General features: G+C 61.0%; 19 protein-coding genes. 11 read left to right on the top strand and 8 right to left on the bottom strand.

Annotated features, from left to right (window positions below):
• The first annotated feature begins 5 nt into the window (after window positions 1-5).
• From QYQ93_RS17340 to QYQ93_RS17310, 7 genes are all read left to right on the top strand, one after another.
• Window positions 6-806 (top strand): carbohydrate ABC transporter permease, encoded by an 801-nt coding sequence (locus tag QYQ93_RS17340; RefSeq protein ID WP_003232361.1) that lies wholly within the window; start codon window positions 6-8, stop codon window positions 804-806.
• Window positions 807-817: 11 nt separating this feature from the next.
• Window positions 818-1,090, top strand: coding sequence for a DUF2160 domain-containing protein (locus QYQ93_RS17335; RefSeq protein ID WP_003232363.1), 273 nt, complete (start codon window positions 818-820; stop codon window positions 1,088-1,090).
• A gap of 144 nt (window positions 1,091-1,234) precedes the next feature.
• Window positions 1,235-2,977 carry an ABC transporter substrate-binding protein gene (locus QYQ93_RS17330; protein WP_338475142.1) on the top strand — a complete coding sequence of 581 codons (1,743 nt, stop codon included), beginning with the start codon at window positions 1,235-1,237 and terminating at the stop codon, window positions 2,975-2,977.
• Between the two features lie 218 nt (window positions 2,978-3,195).
• Window positions 3,196-4,575, top strand: coding sequence for an iron-containing redox enzyme family protein (locus tag QYQ93_RS17325; protein ID WP_338475141.1), 1,380 nt, complete (start codon window positions 3,196-3,198; stop codon window positions 4,573-4,575).
• Window positions 4,576-4,586: 11 nt separating this feature from the next.
• Window positions 4,587-5,531 (top strand): class I SAM-dependent methyltransferase, encoded by a 945-nt coding sequence (locus QYQ93_RS17320; protein ID WP_338475140.1) that lies wholly within the window; start codon window positions 4,587-4,589, stop codon window positions 5,529-5,531.
• Window positions 5,532-5,536: 5 nt separating this feature from the next.
• A complete protein-coding gene (locus tag QYQ93_RS17315) occupies window positions 5,537-6,655 on the top strand; it encodes a carboxylate-amine ligase (RefSeq protein ID WP_338475139.1) in 1,119 nt (372 codons plus the stop codon).
• An 84-nt stretch (window positions 6,656-6,739) separates the two neighbouring features.
• Window positions 6,740-7,987 carry a zinc-dependent alcohol dehydrogenase gene (locus QYQ93_RS17310; protein ID WP_338475138.1) on the top strand — a complete coding sequence of 416 codons (1,248 nt, stop codon included), beginning with the start codon at window positions 6,740-6,742 and terminating at the stop codon, window positions 7,985-7,987.
• A 116-nt stretch (window positions 7,988-8,103) separates the two neighbouring features.
• On the opposite strand, the gene QYQ93_RS17305 is transcribed toward QYQ93_RS17310, so the two are convergent.
• Both QYQ93_RS17305 and QYQ93_RS17300 read right to left on the bottom strand, forming a co-directional pair.
• Window positions 8,104-8,535 carry a hypothetical protein gene (locus tag QYQ93_RS17305; RefSeq protein WP_043046719.1) on the bottom strand — a complete coding sequence of 144 codons (432 nt, stop codon included), beginning with the start codon at window positions 8,533-8,535 and terminating at the stop codon, window positions 8,104-8,106.
• Between the two features lie 653 nt (window positions 8,536-9,188).
• Window positions 9,189-9,977, bottom strand: a complete 789-nt coding sequence (locus tag QYQ93_RS17300) for a helix-turn-helix transcriptional regulator (RefSeq protein WP_338475137.1) — start codon at window positions 9,975-9,977, stop codon at window positions 9,189-9,191.
• A gap of 85 nt (window positions 9,978-10,062) precedes the next feature.
• On the opposite strand from QYQ93_RS17300, the gene QYQ93_RS17295 reads away from it, so the two are divergent.
• The 4 genes from QYQ93_RS17295 (at window position 10,063) to QYQ93_RS17280 (ending at window position 13,391) form a co-directional block, all read left to right on the top strand.
• On the top strand, window positions 10,063-11,061 hold the full coding sequence (locus QYQ93_RS17295; RefSeq protein WP_034134518.1) for a bile acid:sodium symporter family protein: 999 nt from the start codon (window positions 10,063-10,065) through the stop codon (window positions 11,059-11,061).
• Window positions 11,062-11,147: 86 nt separating this feature from the next.
• The gene (locus tag QYQ93_RS17290; protein ID WP_043050689.1) at window positions 11,148-11,510 is read left to right on the top strand and encodes a type 1 fimbrial protein; all 363 of its coding nucleotides are present in this window, start codon (window positions 11,148-11,150) and stop codon (window positions 11,508-11,510) included.
• A gap of 110 nt (window positions 11,511-11,620) precedes the next feature.
• Window positions 11,621-12,808: a sugar transporter gene (locus QYQ93_RS17285; protein WP_338475136.1), complete on the top strand. Its 1,188-nt coding sequence runs from the start codon at window positions 11,621-11,623 to the stop codon at window positions 12,806-12,808.
• A 22-nt stretch (window positions 12,809-12,830) separates the two neighbouring features.
• The gene (locus tag QYQ93_RS17280; RefSeq protein WP_043050691.1) at window positions 12,831-13,391 is read left to right on the top strand and encodes a hypothetical protein; all 561 of its coding nucleotides are present in this window, start codon (window positions 12,831-12,833) and stop codon (window positions 13,389-13,391) included.
• Between the two features lie 434 nt (window positions 13,392-13,825).
• Here the strand turns inward: QYQ93_RS17280 and QYQ93_RS17275 are convergent, their stop codons facing one another.
• From QYQ93_RS17275 to QYQ93_RS17250, 6 genes are all read right to left on the bottom strand, one after another.
• Complete coding sequence (locus QYQ93_RS17275; protein WP_338475135.1) at window positions 13,826-14,104, bottom strand: hypothetical protein; 279 nt, start codon at window positions 14,102-14,104, stop codon at window positions 13,826-13,828.
• A 344-nt stretch (window positions 14,105-14,448) separates the two neighbouring features.
• The gene (locus QYQ93_RS17270) at window positions 14,449-15,648 is read right to left on the bottom strand and encodes an NAD(P)/FAD-dependent oxidoreductase (RefSeq protein WP_043050692.1); all 1,200 of its coding nucleotides are present in this window, start codon (window positions 15,646-15,648) and stop codon (window positions 14,449-14,451) included.
• A gap of 112 nt (window positions 15,649-15,760) precedes the next feature.
• Window positions 15,761-16,759, bottom strand: a complete 999-nt coding sequence (locus QYQ93_RS17265; RefSeq protein ID WP_338475134.1) for a GlxA family transcriptional regulator — start codon at window positions 16,757-16,759, stop codon at window positions 15,761-15,763.
• Complete coding sequence (tal, locus tag QYQ93_RS17260; protein ID WP_043050694.1) at window positions 16,756-17,679, bottom strand: transaldolase; 924 nt, start codon at window positions 17,677-17,679, stop codon at window positions 16,756-16,758. The genes QYQ93_RS17265 and tal overlap by 4 nt, the downstream gene beginning before the upstream one ends.
• Window positions 17,680-17,862: 183 nt before the next feature.
• The gene (locus QYQ93_RS17255; protein WP_217882295.1) at window positions 17,863-18,114 is read right to left on the bottom strand and encodes a DUF6124 family protein; all 252 of its coding nucleotides are present in this window, start codon (window positions 18,112-18,114) and stop codon (window positions 17,863-17,865) included.
• A 356-nt stretch (window positions 18,115-18,470) separates the two neighbouring features.
• Window positions 18,471-18,731: a DUF6124 family protein gene (locus tag QYQ93_RS17250; protein WP_338475133.1), complete on the bottom strand. Its 261-nt coding sequence runs from the start codon at window positions 18,729-18,731 to the stop codon at window positions 18,471-18,473.
• Between the last annotated feature and the right edge of the window lie 447 nt (window positions 18,732-19,178).

Here is a 19,178-nt window from a genome sequence, read left to right as displayed (position 1 = left end):
CCAACATGAGCAAGCGCAAGCTTATTCCGCTACTGATCTACATCCTGTTCCTGCTGGTGCCGATCTACTGGCTGCTGAACATGTCGTTCAAGAGCAACACCGAAATCCTCGGCGGCCTGACCCTGTTTCCCCAGGATTTCACCCTGGCCAACTACAAGGTGATCTTCACCGACCCGAGTTGGTACACCGGCTACCTCAACTCGCTGTACTACGTGAGCCTGAACACGGTGATTTCCCTCAGTGTGGCGTTGCCGGCAGCCTATGCGTTCTCGCGCTACCGCTTCCTGGGTGACAAGCACCTGTTCTTCTGGCTGCTGACCAACCGCATGGCGCCGCCGGCGGTGTTTCTGCTGCCGTTTTTCCAGCTGTATTCCTCCATCGGCCTGTTCGATACCCATATCGCCGTGGCCCTGGCCCATTGCCTGTTCAACGTGCCGTTGGCGGTGTGGATCCTTGAAGGCTTCATGTCCGGTGTACCCAAGGAAATCGACGAAACCGCCTACATCGATGGCTATAGTTTTCCCAAGTTCTTCGTCAAGATTTTTATCCCGCTGATCGGCTCCGGTATCGGCGTCACGGCTTTTTTCTGCTTTATGTTTTCCTGGGTCGAACTGTTGCTGGCGCGCACACTGACCTCGGTCAACGCCAAGCCCATCGCGGCGGTGATGACCCGCACGGTCTCGGCCTCGGGAATCGACTGGGGCGTGCTGGCAGCGGCGGGGGTGTTGACCATCCTGCCGGGCATGCTGGTGATCTGGTTTGTTCGCAACCACGTGGCCAAGGGCTTCGCCCTGGGCCGGGTCTAGAGGAATCGATGATGGAATGGATGGCCTGGACCACCCCCACTGCGCTGTTCTTTGGCGGCATAGCCCTGATCCTGGCGGGCATGACCACCTGGGAACTGCGCTCGCCGAGCATCCCACGGCGCGGTTTTCTACCGATCAGCACTACCCGTGGTGATCGCTTGTTTATCGGACTTCTCGGCAGCGCCTACCTGCATTTGCTGGTGATCGGCGTTACCGACTGGAGCATCTGGGTGGCGTCCGCGCTCTCCCTGGTATGGCTGTTGAGTGTGATGCGTTGGGGCTAGGTCTTTACGACCCTGTAGGCGCGAGCTTGCTCGCGAAAATCGTCAACGATAACGCAGTGCTCCTGGTAGCCCGCGGTGTCTTTGAGTTTTTCGCGAGCAAGCTCGCTCCTACAAGCCCCGTTTGAAATTAACCAGGAGGTCTCTATGTTGAATAAAAACAATAAGCTGCGACATAGCATTTCATTGGCCGCCGTACTGGCCCTCAGCGGTTTGAGCGCCTCGGCCTGGGCCGATGCCTATGAAGATGCCGCAAAAAAATGGATCGGCAGCGAGTTCAAGCCCTCCACCCTCACCGAAGCCCAACAGCTTGAGGAGTTGAAGTGGTTTATCAAGGCGTCGGAACCCTTTCGTGGGATGAAGATCAACGTGGTGTCGGAGACCCTCACCACCCACGAGTACGAGTCCAAGGTGCTGGCCAAGGCTTTCAGCGAAATCACCGGGATCAAGCTGACCCACGACCTGCTGCAGGAAGGCGACGTGGTGGAGAAGCTGCAAACCCAGATGCAGTCCGACAAGAACATCTATGACGGCTGGGTCAATGATTCCGACTTGATCGGTACGCACTTTCGCTACGGCAAGACCGAATCCATCACCGACCTGATGGCCAACGAAGGCAAGGATTTCACTTCGCCGACCCTGGACCTCAAGGACTTTATCGGCCTGTCCTTCACCACCGCGCCGGACGGCAAGATCTACCAGCTGCCCGACCAGCAATTCGCCAACCTCTACTGGTTTCGCGCCGACTGGTTCGAACGCCCGGAGCTGAAGGCCAAGTTCAAGGAAAAATACGGCTACGACCTCGGCGTACCGGTGAACTGGTCGGCCTATGAAGACATCGCCAAGTTCTTCAGCGAAGACGTCAAGGAAATCGACGGCAAGCGCATCTACGGGCACATGGACTACGGCAAGAAAGACCCGTCCCTGGGCTGGCGCTTCACCGACGCCTGGTTCTCCATGGCCGGCGGCGGCGACAAGGGCTTGCCCAACGGCTTGCCGGTGGACGAGTGGGGCATTCGTGTGGAGGACTGCCACCCGGTGGGTTCCAGCGTGACCCGCGGCGGCGACACCAATGGCCCGGCGGCAGTGTTCGCCACGCAGAAATACGTGGACTGGATGAAGGCCTACGCGCCGCCGGAAGCAGCCGGCATGACCTTCTCCGAATCCGGCCCGGTGCCGTCCCAGGGCAACATCGCCCAGCAGATCTTCTGGTACACCGCGTTTACCGCCGACATGGTCAAGCCGGGCCTGCCGGTGGTGAATGCCGACGGTACGCCGAAATGGCGCATGGCGCCGTCGCCGGTCGGACCTTACTGGGAAAAGGGCATGAAAAAGGGCTATCAGGACGTAGGTTCCTGGACCTTCCTCAAGTCCACCCCCGAGAAGCAGAAACTCGCGGCCTGGCTCTACGCGCAGTTCGTCACCTCCAAAACTGTGTCGCTGAAGAAAACCATCGTGGGCCTGACGCCGATTCGTGAGTCGGATATCAACTCCCAGGCCATGACCGACATGGCGCCCAAGCTCGGTGGCCTGGTGGAGTTCTACCGCAGCCCGGCCCGCACCGAGTGGTCGCCGACCGGCACCAACGTGCCGGACTACCCACGCCTGGCGCAACTGTGGTGGAGCAACATCGCCGCCGCCGCCAGCGGCGAGAAAACCCCGCAACAGGCGTTGGACAACCTGGCCAAGGAGCAGGACGCGATCATGACGCGCCTGGAGCGCTCCAAGGTGCAACCGGTATGCGGCCCGAAAATGAACCCCGAGCGTGACGCGCAATACTGGTTCGACCAGCCGGGTGCACCGAAGCCGAAACTGGCCAATGAGAAGCCCAAGGGCGAAACCGTGAACTACGACGACCTGCTCAAGCAGTGGGAGGCGGCGCGTAAATAGTTCATCAGAGTGTGCTGAATGTGGGAGGGGGCTTGCTCCCTCCCACATTTGGACCTGCGTTATGCCGTCAATGACCGCTTATCTACCTCAACCCAACCTCATTTGAATTTTTCGCACATCCCAATGCTCTGCATTTTAGAAGCGCACATTTTTGAGCGCTCTTGCGGGGCCGCCTGATTGGGAGGCCCGTCGTAACGGACTTTGCGGAAACTGCCATCATGACACTCCTTACAGCGCTGTCAGGCCAGCCGGCCTCCATGACCCCATCGGCTCACGGCCCGTACCAGGAGCTTTACCAGCAGCTCTATGGGGAAACCCATGGCTGTGAAGAAGCTGCGCGCAACTTCCTGCAAGCGCAATTGGCCCAAGTACGCGAGGCACCCAGCGAATTGCCCGAAATGCCCGAGCAGTTGCCGGCCTGGATCGAACAGCGTTGCGCGGACGTGGCCCAGGCTTACGCCGACTACCTTGAGCAACGTCAGCAAGGCCGGCCTCGGCGCTATTTCCAGAACAAGGCCCATGCGTTGTATTTCCTGCAGCGCGTGGGCCCGACCAAACAGGTGGATGGCGCCTGGCTCAACGGCTTGCTGCGCTATTGGCAGGACCCGCGTTTCGATGGCCTGCTCACCACCTACCTGGAAGAGTTGGGCGATGGCGAGGCCGCGCAGAACCATGTGGTGATCTACCGCAAATTGCTCAGCGACCACGATGCCGACAGCGAAGCCGGCCTCGACGATGACCACTACCTGCAAGGTGCGCTGCAACTGGCCCTGGGCCTGTGCGCCGAAGAGTTCCTGCCGGAGATCATCGGCTTCAACCTGGGCTACGAACAGTTGCCCCTGCACCTGCTGATTACTTCCTACGAGCTGAGCGAACTGGGCATCGACCCCTATTACTTTACCCTCCACGTCACTATCGACAACGCCAGCAGCGGCCATGCCTGTAAGGCTGCGCAATCGGTGCTGAGCCTGTTGCCGTTGGGCGAGGGCAGGGCGGATTTCTATCGGCGTGTGGCGCAAGGGTATCGCCTCAATGATCTTGGCCCGGGCACCACGGCGGTGATCAAGCAATTCAACCTGCAGGACGAAGTGGTCGCCATGCTTGAACGCAAGCGCACCTTCGGCCAGCACATGCATTCGGACTACTGCCGCTTCGAAGGCAAGACCGTCAACCAGTGGCTGGCCAAGCCGGGGCAGATCGGCGATTTCCTCAAGGCCCTGGAAGACAAGGGCTGGATCAAACGCAATGAGGATCCCGTCGAGAGCCGTTTCTGGCAATTGATCGAAGGCGCCGGCGCGGCGATGTTCGGCGTGTTCAGCGGCTATGAAAAACAACTGATGCATGACTGGATCGCCGGGGACTGGATAAGCAGCCAGCGCGTGCCGCCGGTTCGTCCGGGACGCGGCAGCCGTTTCTCCCGCGAACAGCATCGCCCGGCGGATCCGGATACCCAGGCCCTGGTGGATTCACTGTGGCAACTGCCCGATGACCAGCAGCTCACAGCGCTGATCCCCTGGATGTCGGCGCGCCGTCACTGTACGCCCGCAGGGTTGTACGCGACCCGCCGCTTTATCCAATTGCGTGCGCGTTTGCGCTAAGGAACTTGCCCATGTCTGCACAACAACTCGCTGATCGCGCCTTGCTGAACCTGGGCCGAGGGTTGAAGGAAAGTGGCTATCGCTTTATCACGCCAACGCCCCTGACCCACGAGCGTGTCTACCGGCGTTTGGCGACGCCGCTGGCGATGAACATGCGTGATGTATTCGGCTGGTCGATGCCGTTCGACAATGAGCTGTTGCCAGAGGCGTTTCGCGAAGAGTTGCTGCAAGCCGGCGCGATCGAAAAACATGACGCTTTGTGGCGCAGCACGGTGCGTTGGTCGAGCCTCGATGGGCTGCTGTTTGCCCATTCACCATTTCCCACCGTACAAGCCGATGCGGTATTTTTCGGCCCCGACAGCTACCGTTTTGCCCAAGTAATCGAAGCCCATCTGCAACAGCGTTTCGAGCCGCTCAAACGCGCGGTGGATATCGGCTGTGGTGCCGGTGTTGGCGCCCTGATGGTTGCCCGCGCACGGCATGACGCCGAGGTGCTGGCGGTGGATATCAACCCCCGCGCCCTGCGCATGACTGCGGTGAATGCCGAGTTGGCCGGGCTGAGTAATATCAGCGTCTATCACAGCGATGTGCTGGCCAGCGTCGAGGGTGAGTTCGACCTGATCGTCGCCAACCCTCCGTACATGAATGACGATTGCCAGCGCGCCTATCGCCATGGTGGCGGCGCGTTGGGCGAGCAGTTGTCGGTACGCATCGTCAGCGAGTCCATCGGGCGCCTGGCCCTTGGCGGCAGCCTGGTGCTCTACACCGGCGTGGCGATGGTCGCCGGTGCCGATCCGTTCCTGGAGGCAGTCAAGCCGCTGTTGGCCAACGATGCCTATGGCTGGACCTACCGTGAATTGGACCCCGACGTCTTTGGCGAAGAACTCGACAAACCGGGGTATGAAGGTGTGGAGCGCATCGCCGTGGTCGCGCTCACCGTCACACGGCTGCGCTGACGTCCATGCTCACCTTTGGTATCGAAGAGGAATATCTGCTCACCGATCTGCACACCCGCTGCATGCTCGCCGAACCCTCGGCGGCGGTGCTGGCGGCCTGCCGTGAGGCGATTGGCGGGGGCTTCGCCTATGAGATGTTCCAGGGGCAGATCGAGGCCGCCTCACCAGTCTTCACTACCAGCGGCGAAGCGGCGGATTACCTGGCGACAGTGCGCGGCAACCTGGCCGAGGCCCTGGGCGAATTCGGCCTCGGGGCAGTGTGCGCCGGCAGCCACCCCCTGGCCGATTGGCGCATGCAGCGGCCAACCCCGCAGGCGCATTTCCAGCAACTGTTCGATGATATCCAGTATGTGGCGCGGCGCAGTGTGTTGTGCGGGCTGCACGTGCATGTGCAGGTCCCGCAAACACTGGACCGCATCGCCGTGATGAACCAGGTTTCGCCATGGCTGCCGTTGTTGTTGCTGCTCAGTTGCTCGTCGCCATTTTGGGACGGCGCGCCCAGCGGCTTCATGAGCTACCGCCAGGCGGCTTGTGATGAGTGGCCGCGCATGGGCGTGCCCGAACATTTTGCCGATTGGAACGAGTACCTGCGCTACCTTGCGTTGCTGCAGCGCGTGGGCGCGATCAAGGCCGATGGCAACGGCTGGTGGGGCATTCGCCCGGCGGCGCGTTACCCAACCCTTGAACTGCGCATGACCGACGCCTGCCCACGGCTGGCGGATGCCTTGGCCCTTGCCACGCTGTTTCGGGTGATGGTCACCCACGCCTGCACCCTGGAGCGCCCCGGCGCCGAATTCAGCGCCCAAGCGCGTTGGCTGCTCAAGGAGAATCGCTGGCAGGCTAAACGCTACGGCGCTGAGGGCCGGTTCGCGTTGAACGACACGGGTGCCATGGGCAGCGCTGAGCAATGGTTGCAATGCGCCCGACAAACCTTTGCCGCCACCGCCGAAGCCATGGGCGAGTCGCAGCTGTTCGTTTCCCTGCAAGCACTGCTGCGGCGCGGCAACAGCGCCACCGAACAATTGCGCTGGCACGCCCAGGCGCGGGCCGATGGTGCCGATGAGCTGGAGTGTCTGCGCCATGTGGTCGACAAACTGCTGGACCAAAGCAGGGGCGACCACTGATCGGGTGCTCCACCAAATTGAAGGAACACTGACGCAATCGCGCCGCCCTTAACTAGTAACCTCTCAATAGCAGGAGCGCAGAGCATGCGAGCAATGACTTACCAGGGCGCACACAAGGTGCAGGTCGACACGGTGCCCGATCCGACCATTGAACAACCCGACGATATCATTCTGCGTGTCACCGCCACGGCCATCTGCGGCTCGGACCTGCACCTGTACCGCGGCAAGATCCCCACCGTGGAACACGGCGACATCTTCGGCCATGAATTCATGGGCATCGTCGAAGAAACCGGCCCGGCGGTCACCGCGGTGCAGCGTGGCGACCGCGTGGTGATTCCGTTCGTGATTGCCTGTGGCGATTGCTTTTTCTGCCAGCTCCAGCAATACGCCGCCTGCGAAACCACCAACGACGGGCGCGGGGCGATCCTGAATAAAAAAGCCATTCCACCGGGCGCGGCGCTGTTCGGCTATAGCCGTCTGTATGGCGGCATTCCCGGCGGCCAGGCAGAGTTGGTTCGGGTGCCCAAGGCCAACACCGGGCCGTTCAAGGTGCCGGGCACCCTGGCCGATGAAAAGGTGCTGTTCCTCTCCGATATCCTGCCCACGGCCTGGCAGGCAGTGACCAATGCCGGTATCGGCAAGGGCTCAAGCGTGGCGATCTATGGCGCCGGGCCCGTGGGCCTGCTCAGTGCGGCGTGCGCGCAGATGCTGGGGGCCGGGCAGATCTTCATGGTCGACGACCATCCGTACCGGCTGGCCTATGCGCAGAAGATGTACGGCGTGATCCCGATCAACTTCGAAGAAGACGATGACCCGGCCGATACCATCATCCGCCAGACCGCCGGCATGCGTGGCGTCGATGGCGTGGTGGATGCGGTAGGTTTCGAAGCCAAGGGCAGCACCACGGAAACCATCCTCACCACCCTCAAGATCGAAGGCAGCAGCGGCAAGGCCCTGCGCCAGTGCATCGCTGCCGTGCGCCGCGGTGGCGTGGTCAGCGTAGCCGGGGTGTACGCCGGATTTATCCACGGCTTTATGTTCGGCGATGCCTTCGACAAGGGCCTGACCTTCAAGATGGGCCAGACCCATGTACAGCGCTTTTTACCCGAGCTGCTGGAGCATATCGAACTGGGGCACCTGAACCCCGAGGCGATCGTCACCCATCGGCTGTCCCTGGAACAGGCCGCGCGGGGCTATGAACTGTTTGATAAAGCCGAGGAAGAGTGCCGCAAGGTGATCCTGCTGCCGGGGATCAGTGATCGGCCGCTGACCGAGCCGCTGGAAGAGGAACTGACCCCTGAGTTACGCGTGCAGGGCGTGCCCGGTTTCTAGAAAGTACCCGGTACAAATGTGGGAGGGGGCTTGCTCCCGATAGCAGCGTGACGGCCCCTACATCGGTTGACTGGCACGCCGCGATCGGGAGCAAGCCCCCTCCTACATTTACAGTGTCAGGCCATGGACTGCGGCTGAATGCGCAACTCGCCGTCCACATCCTTGACCAGCCCGCTGGCCACGAACAACGGCGCCAGGCGCTTGTGCAATTGCGGCTCGACAAACTCCTTCACCATCTCCACCACCAGCACGCCACTGAGCGGCAGCTCGACCTTGGTGTACGACAACCACGCCTTCTTCAGCGCCATCAACACATCACTGCCCGCTGTCGAAGCAAAGCGACGGTGCATCGGCTTACCGTCGAAGGTGAACGTGTGCTGGAACTCATAGCCGCTTTCATCACCGCCGCTGGCAGCGCACCGTACGCAGGTGCACGGGCCGTCACCAAAGGCGCTGCGCAGGTAAGCGTTGAAGTCCACCACGGGCTTGAGTGACAGGCGCTTATCGACCTCGAACAGGTCCCCGGTCATTTTTTCGTCAGTGTTCAACGTCCATTTCCTCGCAGGTCAGTAGCGGTATTTCAACGCGCGGCACAATACCAGCCGAGCGCGGGTTTGTGGGTTATTTGCATGACAATAGATCCCGATATTCTGTCCGGGCCCTGTGGAGCGCAGGCAGCCAACCCCGTTCTAGACATGAAATGCCGTCAAAAAATGTGGGAGGGGGCTTGCTCCCGATGGCGGTGTGTCAGCCACAGTTGTGTGTGCTGATACTCCCTCGTCGGGGCATGGGTATCTACACAACTGCTTGCTCTTGCGCTGTTGCTGTTGCTCTGGCTTTTGATCTTGATCTCAGGCGCCCCGTCAAACACGCTGGCCGAACGCAGGCTTGAGGCCGTGGGTAACCCGGCAGGACGCCGGGTTAGCCGCCCCGCGCCATGGGTGGCGCGTGGCGGCGGCCCACGGATCCAAGCCTGCGTTCGGGCACACCGAGCCTAAGCGAGGTGCCGAGTGTTGGGGCGAAGGCCTTTTGGTTACTTTTGTGCCTTTACAAAAGTGACACGCCGTAAGGGCGTAACCCTAAGTGGCCGTTACCGCAGCAACGGATATGTACTCGGTCTGATCCAACATCCTGGTCGGCTGTCAGGCCGCCATCGGGAGCAAGCCCCCTCCCACATTTTGATCCTCACAGCCCCAAAGGATCAGCGGAAAAACTCACCCGGTGTCGTTTCAAACTGCTGACGAAACGCATTGATAAATGCCGACGTCGATTCATACCCACATCCCAACGCCACATCCGTCACCCGCTCACCTCGTTCCAGGGCGGGCAGGGCGCTCAGCAGTCGCAGGCGCTGGCGCCAGGCGCGGAACGTCAGCCCGGTGTCACTCAGGAACACGCGGCTGAGGGTCTTTTCGCTGACCCCCAGCTTGGCGCTCCAATCCCCCAATGTGGTCTGCTGCTCCGGGCGTAGGCTCAGGCTGCGATAGATCTGCCGCAGGCGTGGGTCATGGGGCAGCGGCAACATCAGGTCAACCTGGGGCGCGGCGGCGAGTTGGTCGAGCAGCACCTGGGCCAGGCGTCCATCGGGCCCGTCCTGGGCATATTCCACCGGCACTTCGCTGAAACTGCGGATCAACTCGCGTAGCAGGCTGCTCACCTCCAGTACCTGGCAACGCTCGGCCGCCCAGGCAGTGACGCTGCAATCGAGGTACAGACTGCGCATTTCGGTATGGGGCGAACTGAACACCCGATGGGGCATGCCCGCCGGGATCCACACTGCACGTTGCGGCGGCGCGACGAAGCGGCCGACGCTGGTCTGGATCTCCAGCACCCCGGAAATCGCATAGGATAACTGCACCCACGGATGACTGTGCCGTCGTGTCAGCGCCCGATTGGGCAAGGATTCAGTACGCCCATACACCGACCGTGGCAGGCTGGAAAGCCCGGGCACACTGCGTCGAACGGCTTTTTCATGTCCTTTAGGCGGCATTTACTGGCTCATTGGCGTTAGTCGGTAACAGGCGGTTACGTTAGAGTCGCCACGACGCTCTTGGCAACCCCTGGAAGACTTGCTTATGACCCGCCCGCGCTTTCTACCCGATAACTTCACTCTGACCTTGATCGCCACGGTGATCCTCGCCTCCCTGCTACCGGCCAGCGGCCAGACCGCCGTCGCCTTCGGCTGGGTCACCAACCTGGCCATCGCGCTGCTGTTTTTCCTGCACGGCGCCAAACTGTCGCGCAAGGCTATTGTTGCTGGTGCCGGCCACTGGCGCCTGCATTTGCTGGTGTTCAGCCTGACCTTCGTGCTGTTCCCGCTGCTGGGCCTGGCGCTCAAGCCGCTGCTGTCGCCTTTGATCGGCAACGAGCTGTACATGGGCATGCTCTACCTCTGCGCCTTGCCGGCCACCGTGCAATCGGCGATTGCCTTCACGTCCCTGGCCCGGGGCAATATCCCGGCGGCCATCTGCAGCGCGGCGGCGTCCAGCCTGTTCGGTATCTTCCTGACGCCGCTGCTGGTAGCGCTGCTGCTCAACGTGCACGGTGATGGCGGCTCCACAGTCGATGCGATTGTCAAAATCAGCGTGCAGTTGTTGCTGCCGTTCATTGCCGGTCAAGTCGCCAGCCGCTGGATTGGGGGTTGGGTCGGGCGTAACAAAGCCTGGCTGAAATTCGTCGACCAGGGCTCGATTCTGTTGGTGGTCTACGGCGCCTTCAGCGAAGCGGTCAATGAAGGCATCTGGCACCAGATTCCTCTGTGGGAATTGGGCGGCTTGGTGGTGGCCTGCTGCGTATTGCTGGCCCTGGTGCTGGTGGCGTCCACGCTGCTGGGCAAGGCGTTTGGCTTTAATCAGGAAGACCGCATCACCATCCTGTTCTGCGGCTCGAAGAAAAGCCTGGCCACCGGTGTGCCCATGGCCCAGGTGCTGTTCGCCGGGGCGAGCATGGGCGTGTTGATTTTGCCGTTGATGCTGTTTCACCAGATCCAGTTGATGGTCTGCGCGGCGTTGGCCCAGCGCTATGCCCAGCGTCCGGAAAGTATTCCTGAGTTGATGGGGCAGGTGGATCCGTGATCCACCTCTCATTCTCGGGTAAATAAGCTCAAGTTAACCGCCGCGCCGACGACTAACTTCTTACTAACCCAAGAAGGAGTGTCGGCATGAACGTTGGTCGTTTTTCAGTAATGGCGAGCCTCCTTTGTCTATGGGCAAGCACCTGCGGCGCGGCGGAGATAGCTGGGCAGGGCACTCTCAGGTTCACCGGCGCCATCGTCGAATCGGGGTGTGCGACAAATGCGCGCAGCGGTTCGGTGATGGAACTGCGCGGCTGTGCCAGAGTCAGTCGCGGCAGCCGCTTCGAGGTGCGCAATGTAGCGTCGGTTGCCAGCGTCAACGCGGCCCATGTGCGGCTGGTGGCGGACAGCGGCGAGGGGCGCTATTACGACCAGCGCTATCTGCTGGTGGACAATGCGGGTAAGGCCATCGAGTCGGGCAACTACGTGATTACCATGACCTCGCCATAGCTCTCGGGCGACGATCCGCCTCAACAGCCGCCCGAGAAACCTATAGAATGCTCGGCGGCGGCGCTTGTCCTGGGCGGCGCCTGATCATCGTCAGAGTACCGCGCCCGTCAATGAGCCTTTCAGCCGCAACCCCCCAAGCCAATTGGCAACCGGTCATCGCCCTGGCGCTGGCCGCGTTTGTGTTCAATACCACCGAATTCGTCCCTGTCGGGCTGCTCAGCGCTATCGGTGCCAGCTTCGACATGCCCGTAGCCAGCGTCGGCCTGATGCTCACCATCTATGCCTGGATCGTGTCGCTGACCTCGCTGCCGGTAATGCTGCTGACCCGCAACGTCGAACGGCGCAAATTGCTGATCGTGCTGTTTGGCCTGTTTATCGCCAGCCATATCCTTTCCAGCGTGGCCACCAGCTTCGGCTTGCTGATGGTCAGTCGGGTCGGCATCGCCCTGGCCCATGCGTTGTTCTGGTCGATCACGGCTTCTTTGGCCGTACGCCTGGCGCCGGAAGGCAAGCAGGTGCAGGCCCTTGGCTTGCTGGCCACCGGCACGTCCCTGGCGATGGTGCTGGGCATTCCTTTAGGTCGTCTGTTGGGCGAGGCCATGGGCTGGCGCACCACCTTCCTGGTGATCGCCGCGTTCGCCGCCGCCCTGGTGTTCTGGCTGGCGCGCACCTTGCCGCCGCTGCCCAGCCAGAACTCCGGTTCCCTGCGCAGCCTGCCACTGCTGTTCAAGCGCCCGGCGCTGGTGGCCCTCTACGTGCTGACCGCGATGACGGTCACCGCGCAATTCACCGCCTACAGCTATATCGAACCTTTCGTCGAAGGCGTCGCCGGGCTGGGCGGCAGTGCGGTCACTGTGATCCTGTTGGTGTTCGGTGGTGCCGGCATTATCGGTTCGTTGTTGTTCAGCCTGGTGCATCGCCTCAACCCCCATGTCTTCGTGATCAGCACGGTATTCCTGCTCGCCGCATGCCTGGCCCTGATGCTGCCGTTGAGCGGCGCCGAGTCTTACCTGGTGGTGTTGAGCATTTTCTGGGGCATGGCGATCATGGGCTTTGGCCTGGCCATGCAGTCCAAAGTGCTGGTGCTTGCACCGGACGCCACCGACGTGGCCATGGCGATGTTCTCCGGTATCTACAACATCGGCATCGGCGGTGGCGCGTTGATGGGCAGCTGGGTCGGCAGCCACTTCGGCTTCGCCTGGATCGGCGCGGCGGGCGGGTTGCTGGCGGCGCTGGCGTTGGTGGGATATTGCCTGGCGATTCGGCGGTTTGGGCAGGGAGTGCCGTTCAACAAATAAAATTCACAGGGACTGGTGATTGATGAAGTACTTAATGGTTGTTTGTGTTCTGTTATCGCTCGGTGGCTGCGTTACCAACCAGTTGCACTTCGCGGCGTACTCGACGGAGGCCGAGTTGGCGGCAATCAAAGGTCGTGTTGTACAGGCCGATATCGTGCAAGTGACTGGCGGTGAAAAGTGTACGCGCTGTAAGGAGTCGAGCAAGATTGTTTGGCATGCTGCGAATTACAATGTCGGCCTTTACGAGGGGTTCGCCAACGTTCCTGTTGACGACTGGACCGAGTTCACCAAACGTGCTGTGGACGCTTCTCCCACTTCGACACTCAAAACCAGCGTCGAAATCGACAGAGTCTTCGTCAAGACTTGGAACTCTCCTGACTATTACGCCTGTGAGGTTAGCCTGACGGTGGACATCGCCGGCGCGAAATACCCTGGGCGCTCCCGGCTCAAGTTGAAGCAGGTGGGGCAAAGCTTAATCGGTGACAAGGTTGCTGCTCTTAACGCGCAGGTATTGGATACTGTAGGCCTGACAGTTAAAGCGGCCTATATGAATGCTTTGACCAACTATCACAAGGCGCACTGAATAAGTGCGGTTTTGCTGATTGGCTGAGCTTATAGAGGCATGGGTATCTACACAACTCTGACGTAGCGACCGTCAGTAACCACGATGCGAAGCGAGCCGCTCTTGATCTTGATCTGCTTTTGATCTCAGGCACACCGAGCCTAAGCGAGGTGCCGAGTGGTGGGGCATGAGCCTTTTGCTTACTTTTGGGCTTTTCAAAAGTGAGCCGCAGTAAGAGCGGAACCAATAGTGGCCGTTACCTAAACAATGGATATGTACGCAAACCAACTCAACATCCTGGTCGGCTATCAGGCCGCCATCGGGAGCAAGCCCCCTCCCACATTTGGATCGCTGCATCAGCTAGATAGCTATAAGCTGCCAGGGAGCAGCGGTGTATCAAAGTTGTGTCGATACCCATGCTTATAGAGGGCGACCGCGAGGCCGCCCGTTTTCGTCTATGACATCCTTGCCCTTAGCCTACGCCCAATCACATCCAGTAAATCGCAGCCGTCACGCAATGGAATACTTAACAGCAACGCGAAGTCCTTCAACACAACGGTATCGCTGTTTATTTCATCGCGAAGTGCCAGGTTTTCCAGAACTTGAGTGACTGCCCGAATGCGAAAAACAGCTGCGTCATGCAAGGCATCAAGCGGTGCCTGAGTATCGATTAGCAGGGTAGGTATGGTGCAATCGGGGCCCGTGATGGGCATGTATCGATCAGATGAGGTCATGGTTCTTGCTCCTATATCTAAGTGAGCCGTCACCTTCTGCCGCCAAGCAGAATTAGGGTGGCGGATTACGCAAGGTTGGCGGACCGGGGATATAGGACCCGGCACTTCCGAAGAAGTCCCTGCGCAACCCGCCATTGCACGAAATCACGGGCGCAAAAAAAGCGCCTGCAATCGTGTTGGGGGCGCCGTTGCGCCTATATCTGGTCGGACCGCCAAGTCCAATCGCAGCACTTGCTGCGAGTTGGAAGAGTAGCGTGGAGGATGCTCTATCGCAACCGGGGAGTGGACGACATCAAAAAATTGAATCGATCTCTCCCTGTCAATGTGGTGAGCAACGCGAAGTTCTACGCCACCGGAATCAACGGATCCGCCGCCGCCAGCGCCACTGCCCGATCTGCCGCCGGTGGGTAGATCCACACACTGTTGATCTGCTGCTTGAGTGCCTTGGCCTCTTGGCCCACCAGTTTCAGCTGGCGGTCCCAGCCTTCGGTGTACACCGCGCCCCAGGCGCCGAGGTCGAGGCAGGTCACGTATTTGGGTTGGCTGTAGGCCATCGGCGCCACGCCGATCAAGTCGGCGGCGACGTTGTTGCCGGCGTAGCGGCCCAGGGCGATGGCGTGCTGGCAGGACATGGCGGCGAAGTTACCCAGCTCGTCGGTGGCGGCGTAGGCCACGTCACCGGCTGCAAAGACAGCGGGCTGGCCTTTGACCTTCAAGTGTGCGTCCACATGCAAGCGACCCTGGGGGTCACGGGTGCCGTCAACATGTTCGGTCAAGGGGTTGGCGCGAAAGCCAATGGTCCAGATCACGGTACTCGATTCAATCCGCTGCCCGTCCGCCAGGGTCACGCCGCCGGCATCCACCGAGGCCACCGAAGTATTCAGTATCCATTGCAGTCCCAATTCCTGGCTGGCTTCGATGATTGACGGGCGTATGCCATCGCCCATGGATGCTGCGATTTGCGGGCCGCGGTCCACCACGATCACCCGAATATCGGCAGCATCTCCCAGCGCCGCACGCAGCCGCGCCGGCATCTCGGTGGCGGTCTCGATGCCGGTAAAACCGCCGCCGGCGACCACCACGGTGTTGCGGGCCGGGCTGTCGGGCAGGTTTTTCAAGGCCTTGATATGGGCTTCAAGGCGCGTGGCATCTTCGATCTGGTCCACATCGAAGACGTGCTGGATACCGTGCATGTCGGGGCGATTCAAGCGGCTGCCGGCGGCCAATACCAAGCGGTCGTAGCTGAGGGCGGTGGGGACGCCGGCCGCGTTGCGGTAGGTCACCTGCTTGGCATTGACGTCGATGCTTTCGGCGGCGCCTTGCACGAACGTCACCCCCACTGCATCGAACAGCGGGCCCAAGGGCGCCAGCATATTGTGTACGTCGGGCTCGTAGAAGCGTGGGCGAATGCGCAGTTCCGCTTGCGGGGCGAGCAGGCTGATGTGCACATCGTTGCGGTCATGTTTGTCCAGCAGCCGGGCCGCGCTCAAGGCGCTCCACACGCCGCCGAACCCGGCGCCGATGATGAGAATGTGTTGTTTCATGGGGTTGCTCCAGAGACCAGATAAGCCGCAAGGCATTGCCTGATCACTGTAAAAGCAGCGCGGACTGGCAGAAAGGACATAAAACCCTGGATGACTGCCAGCACCGTCAGCGCTAACGAGAAAAGCGCTCCCGGTAATCACGGGGCGAGATGGCCAGATGACGGTGGAAGGTGCAGCGCATGCGTTCCTCGTCGCCAAACCCGCACAGCCGGGCGATCTGGTCGATGCTGCGTTGGGAGTCTTCGAGCATGCGTCGCGCCGCTTCCATGCGAAACAGCTCGATGGCCTTGGCCGGGGTGCGCCCGGTTTTCTGTTTATAGACCCGGGCAAAGTTGCGCGGGCTCATATGGCTCTGGGTGGCCAGGCGTTCTACGCTGAGGTCGCTGTGTTGCAGGTTGTCGCTGATCCAGACATGCAGCGCATCGAAGACGGCGCTGTCGGTGGTTTGCGCTTGCAGCACCTGGCTGAACTGCGCCTGGCCACCGGGACGCTTGAGGAACACCACCAACTCCCGCGCCACTTGCAGCGCCACTTCACGGCCGCAGTCGGCTTCCACCAGCGCAAGGGCCAGGTCGATCCCGGCACTCACGCCAGCTGAGGTCCACACCTGGCCTTGCTGCACGAAGATCGCGTCCATATCCACTTCGATGCTCGGGAAGCGTTGCCTGAGCAGGTCGCACATCGCCCAATGGGTCGCGGCGCGGCGGCCCTCGAGCAAGCCGGCCGATGCCAGCAGGAAGGTGCCGCTGCACACCGAGGCGGTGCGTCGAGCCTGGCCGGAGGCGTTGCGCAGCCAGTCCACCAGGGCGGTGTTGTCCGCCATGGCTTGTTCAATGGCGGGCGCGCCGGGCACCACCAGGGTATCGATGGTGCCCGGTTCAAACTGGGCCAACGCCAGGGTGTCGACGCTCAAGCCCTCGGCAGTCGGCATCAGCCCACCTGCCAGGCTGGCGTTGTGCACCACGTAGCCGGGTAGACCACGCTCGGTCATGGCCTTGGTCGCAGCCCAGAACACGGTTTGGGCGCCGGTCAGGTCGAGCAGGCCCATTTGTGGATAGGCCAGGAACACCAGGGAACGCGGTTGGCCTAGCGGGGCGATGGATGATGTCATGCGCTGGCCAAGAGCTTTTCCAGTTTTTCCTGGTCCCGCGCAAACTGGCGGATGCCTTCCGCGAGTTTTTCAGTGGCCATCGCATCTTCATTCGAGGCCCAGCGAAATTGCGCTTCGGTCAAGGTCTGGCGCGCTTCGCCCTCGGTGCCGGGCACCAGCTTGCGCGTCAGCGGGCCGTTGTCGTCGGCGAGTTTTTGCAGCAGGTCCGGGCTGATGGTCAGGCGATCACAACCGGCCAGTTGCTCGATCTGGCTCAGGGTGCGGAAGCTGGCGCCCATCACCACAGTGGGTATCTGGTTGGCCTTGTAATAGTGGTAGATACGCGTCACCGACTGCACGCCCGGGTCATCCACGCCGGTGTAGTCCAGGCCGGTGTTCTTGCGGTACCAGTCATAAATGCGGCCCACGAATGGCGAGATCAAGAACACTCCGGCATCGGCGCAGGCCACGGCCTGGGCGAAGGAGAACAGCAGGGTCAAGTTGGTCTGGATGCCGGCTTTTTCCAGGCGTTCGGCGGTGCGGATGCCTTCCCAGGTGGAGGCCAGTTTGATCAGCACGCGATCGCGGCCGATGCCGGCCTGGTCATAGAGGGCGATCAACTGGTTGGCCTTGGCCCACAATGCGTCTGCGTCGAAGGACAAGCGCGCGTCGACTTCGGTAGAAATGCGCCCCGGGATCACCTTGAGAATCCCCGCACCCACCGCCACCGCGAAGTGATCGCAGGCCAGGCCCACGTCGCCCTTGGACTGCGCGACGACACTGCGCAGCAACTCGGCGTATTCCGGTATGGCGGCGGCCTTGAGCAACAGCGACGGGTTGGTGGTGGCGTCCACCGGGCGCAGGCGGCTGATGGCTTCCAGGTCGCCGGTGTCGCAGACCACGGTGGTGAATTGCTTGAGTTGTTCGAGCTTGGATGTCATGAGTGGTGGCCTCCAGGGAAGTGGCAAGGACCCCTGTTGTACCACTTCCCGCCGGCCTTGTTTACCCTGGGGTTGCCAGGTCTGTACCGCCGAATGTGTGGGGCTTGCTCCGATGGCGGTGGGTCAAATATGGATTAATTGACTGACCCACCGCTATCGGGAGCAAGCCCCCTCCCACAGGGGTTATGGAGTGTTGGCAGGTGTGGGTTGCAGGCAAACCAGTGCGCGGTCGGCGAGGGTGCGGGCCATGTCGATCAAGTGGGCGGTGGAGCAGGCCATGTCGCGTTGGGTGCCTTTGAGGCCCTCGGCGGTTTCGGTTGCTGTGGTTGCGGCGCAGCGTAGCAGCGAGGAAATGCTGGCGATGGCGTCTTCGAAGCTCAGGTCTTCGTGGGCGACAAAAACGGGATAGGGTGGATCGGGGACGACTTTGTTCATGCTTGAAGCTCCTGCTTGGATTGGAAGCCATTCTTTTGCCGATCTCACACGTCAAAAGGTGGCAGCTATGTGCGGGGTGAGATACCGGAAGCAGGACCCGGCCAGACCGAAGTCTGCCCGCACATAGCCGCCATAGACGGTTGTAGCGCATGACGCCTGCTCATACACGGGATCTCACACCCGATCGCTGATATGCAGCGACGAAGCGAAGGCTAGCCAGTGGACTGAGCAGGCGCAAGGCCGAAGAATTGTCTAGGAAACGTCCTGAAAATTAAAGGGATATGGATTGCTGGCCTTTAACAATGCATGTCGAACAGGCGACACAGGCCAAAATGTGGGAGGGAGCAAGCCCCCTCTCACAGGGGGTATGGGGTTTTGGTAGGTGTGGGTTGCAGGCAAAGCAGTGCGCGGTCGGCGAGGGTGCGGGCCATGTCGATCAAGTGGGCGGTGGAGCAGGCCATGTCGCGTTGGGTGCCTTTGAGGCCCTCGGCGGTTTCGGTTGCTGTGGTGGTGGCGCAGCGTAGCAGCGAGGAAATGCTGGCGATGGCGTCTTCGAAGCTCAGGTCTTCGTGGGCGACAAAAACGGGATAGGGTGGATCGGGGACGACTTTGCTCATGGATATAGGTCCTACTCAGTTGGGGCGCCATCCGGTGCCGTTTCCACACGGCAGATTGGGTGGCAGCCATACGCGGGGTGGAAACCGGGGAGTAGGACCCAGTCAGACCGAAGTCTGCCCGCGCACAGCCGCCATTGAGCGTTTGCATACGATCATGACGCCTACTCATTCCCGGGTTTCCACACCCGATCGCTGATATGCAGCGACGAAGCGAAGGCTAGCCAGTGGACTGAGCAGGCGCAAGGCCGAAGAATTGTCTAGGAAACGTCCTGCAAATTAAAGGGATATGGATTGCTGGCCTTTAACAATGCATGTCGAGCAGGCGACACAGGCCAAAATGTGGGAGGGGGCTTGCTCCCACAGGTGTGACATGGACGTCATTACCGCTGTACTGGTAAAACTCAGCTAACTTGAAGACCCACGAGCAAAAACGGGAACCCTCCCGCC

Source organism: Pseudomonas khavaziana (assembly GCF_036704165.1).
Lineage (GTDB): Bacteria > Pseudomonadota > Gammaproteobacteria > Pseudomonadales > Pseudomonadaceae > Aquipseudomonas > Aquipseudomonas khavaziana.
Note: the sequence above shows the minus strand (reverse complement) of the source record. Positions and strands in the feature narration are given on the sequence as shown.

Coding starts and splice junctions, on each gene's coding strand:
- QYQ93_RS17340 (WP_003232361.1), top strand. CDS start 6: ATGAGCAAGCGCAAGCTTATTCCGCTACTGATCTACATCCTGTTCCTG.
- QYQ93_RS17335 (WP_003232363.1), top strand. CDS start 818: ATGGAATGGATGGCCTGGACCACCCCCACTGCGCTGTTCTTTGGCGGC.
- QYQ93_RS17330 (WP_338475142.1), top strand. CDS start 1,235: ATGTTGAATAAAAACAATAAGCTGCGACATAGCATTTCATTGGCCGCC.
- QYQ93_RS17325 (WP_338475141.1), top strand. CDS start 3,196: ATGACACTCCTTACAGCGCTGTCAGGCCAGCCGGCCTCCATGACCCCA.
- QYQ93_RS17320 (WP_338475140.1), top strand. CDS start 4,587: ATGTCTGCACAACAACTCGCTGATCGCGCCTTGCTGAACCTGGGCCGA.
- QYQ93_RS17315 (WP_338475139.1), top strand. CDS start 5,537: ATGCTCACCTTTGGTATCGAAGAGGAATATCTGCTCACCGATCTGCAC.
- QYQ93_RS17310 (WP_338475138.1), top strand. CDS start 6,740: ATGCGAGCAATGACTTACCAGGGCGCACACAAGGTGCAGGTCGACACG.
- QYQ93_RS17300 (WP_338475137.1), bottom strand. CDS start 9,977: ATGCCGCCTAAAGGACATGAAAAAGCCGTTCGACGCAGTGTGCCCGGG.
- QYQ93_RS17295 (WP_034134518.1), top strand. CDS start 10,063: ATGACCCGCCCGCGCTTTCTACCCGATAACTTCACTCTGACCTTGATC.
- QYQ93_RS17290 (WP_043050689.1), top strand. CDS start 11,148: ATGAACGTTGGTCGTTTTTCAGTAATGGCGAGCCTCCTTTGTCTATGG.
- QYQ93_RS17285 (WP_338475136.1), top strand. CDS start 11,621: ATGAGCCTTTCAGCCGCAACCCCCCAAGCCAATTGGCAACCGGTCATC.
- QYQ93_RS17280 (WP_043050691.1), top strand. CDS start 12,831: ATGAAGTACTTAATGGTTGTTTGTGTTCTGTTATCGCTCGGTGGCTGC.
- QYQ93_RS17275 (WP_338475135.1), bottom strand. CDS start 14,104: ATGACCTCATCTGATCGATACATGCCCATCACGGGCCCCGATTGCACC.
- QYQ93_RS17270 (WP_043050692.1), bottom strand. CDS start 15,648: ATGAAACAACACATTCTCATCATCGGCGCCGGGTTCGGCGGCGTGTGG.
- QYQ93_RS17265 (WP_338475134.1), bottom strand. CDS start 16,759: ATGACATCATCCATCGCCCCGCTAGGCCAACCGCGTTCCCTGGTGTTC.
- tal (WP_043050694.1), bottom strand. CDS start 17,679: ATGACATCCAAGCTCGAACAACTCAAGCAATTCACCACCGTGGTCTGC.
- QYQ93_RS17255 (WP_217882295.1), bottom strand. CDS start 18,114: ATGAACAAAGTCGTCCCCGATCCACCCTATCCCGTTTTTGTCGCCCAC.
- QYQ93_RS17250 (WP_338475133.1), bottom strand. CDS start 18,731: ATGAGCAAAGTCGTCCCCGATCCACCCTATCCCGTTTTTGTCGCCCAC.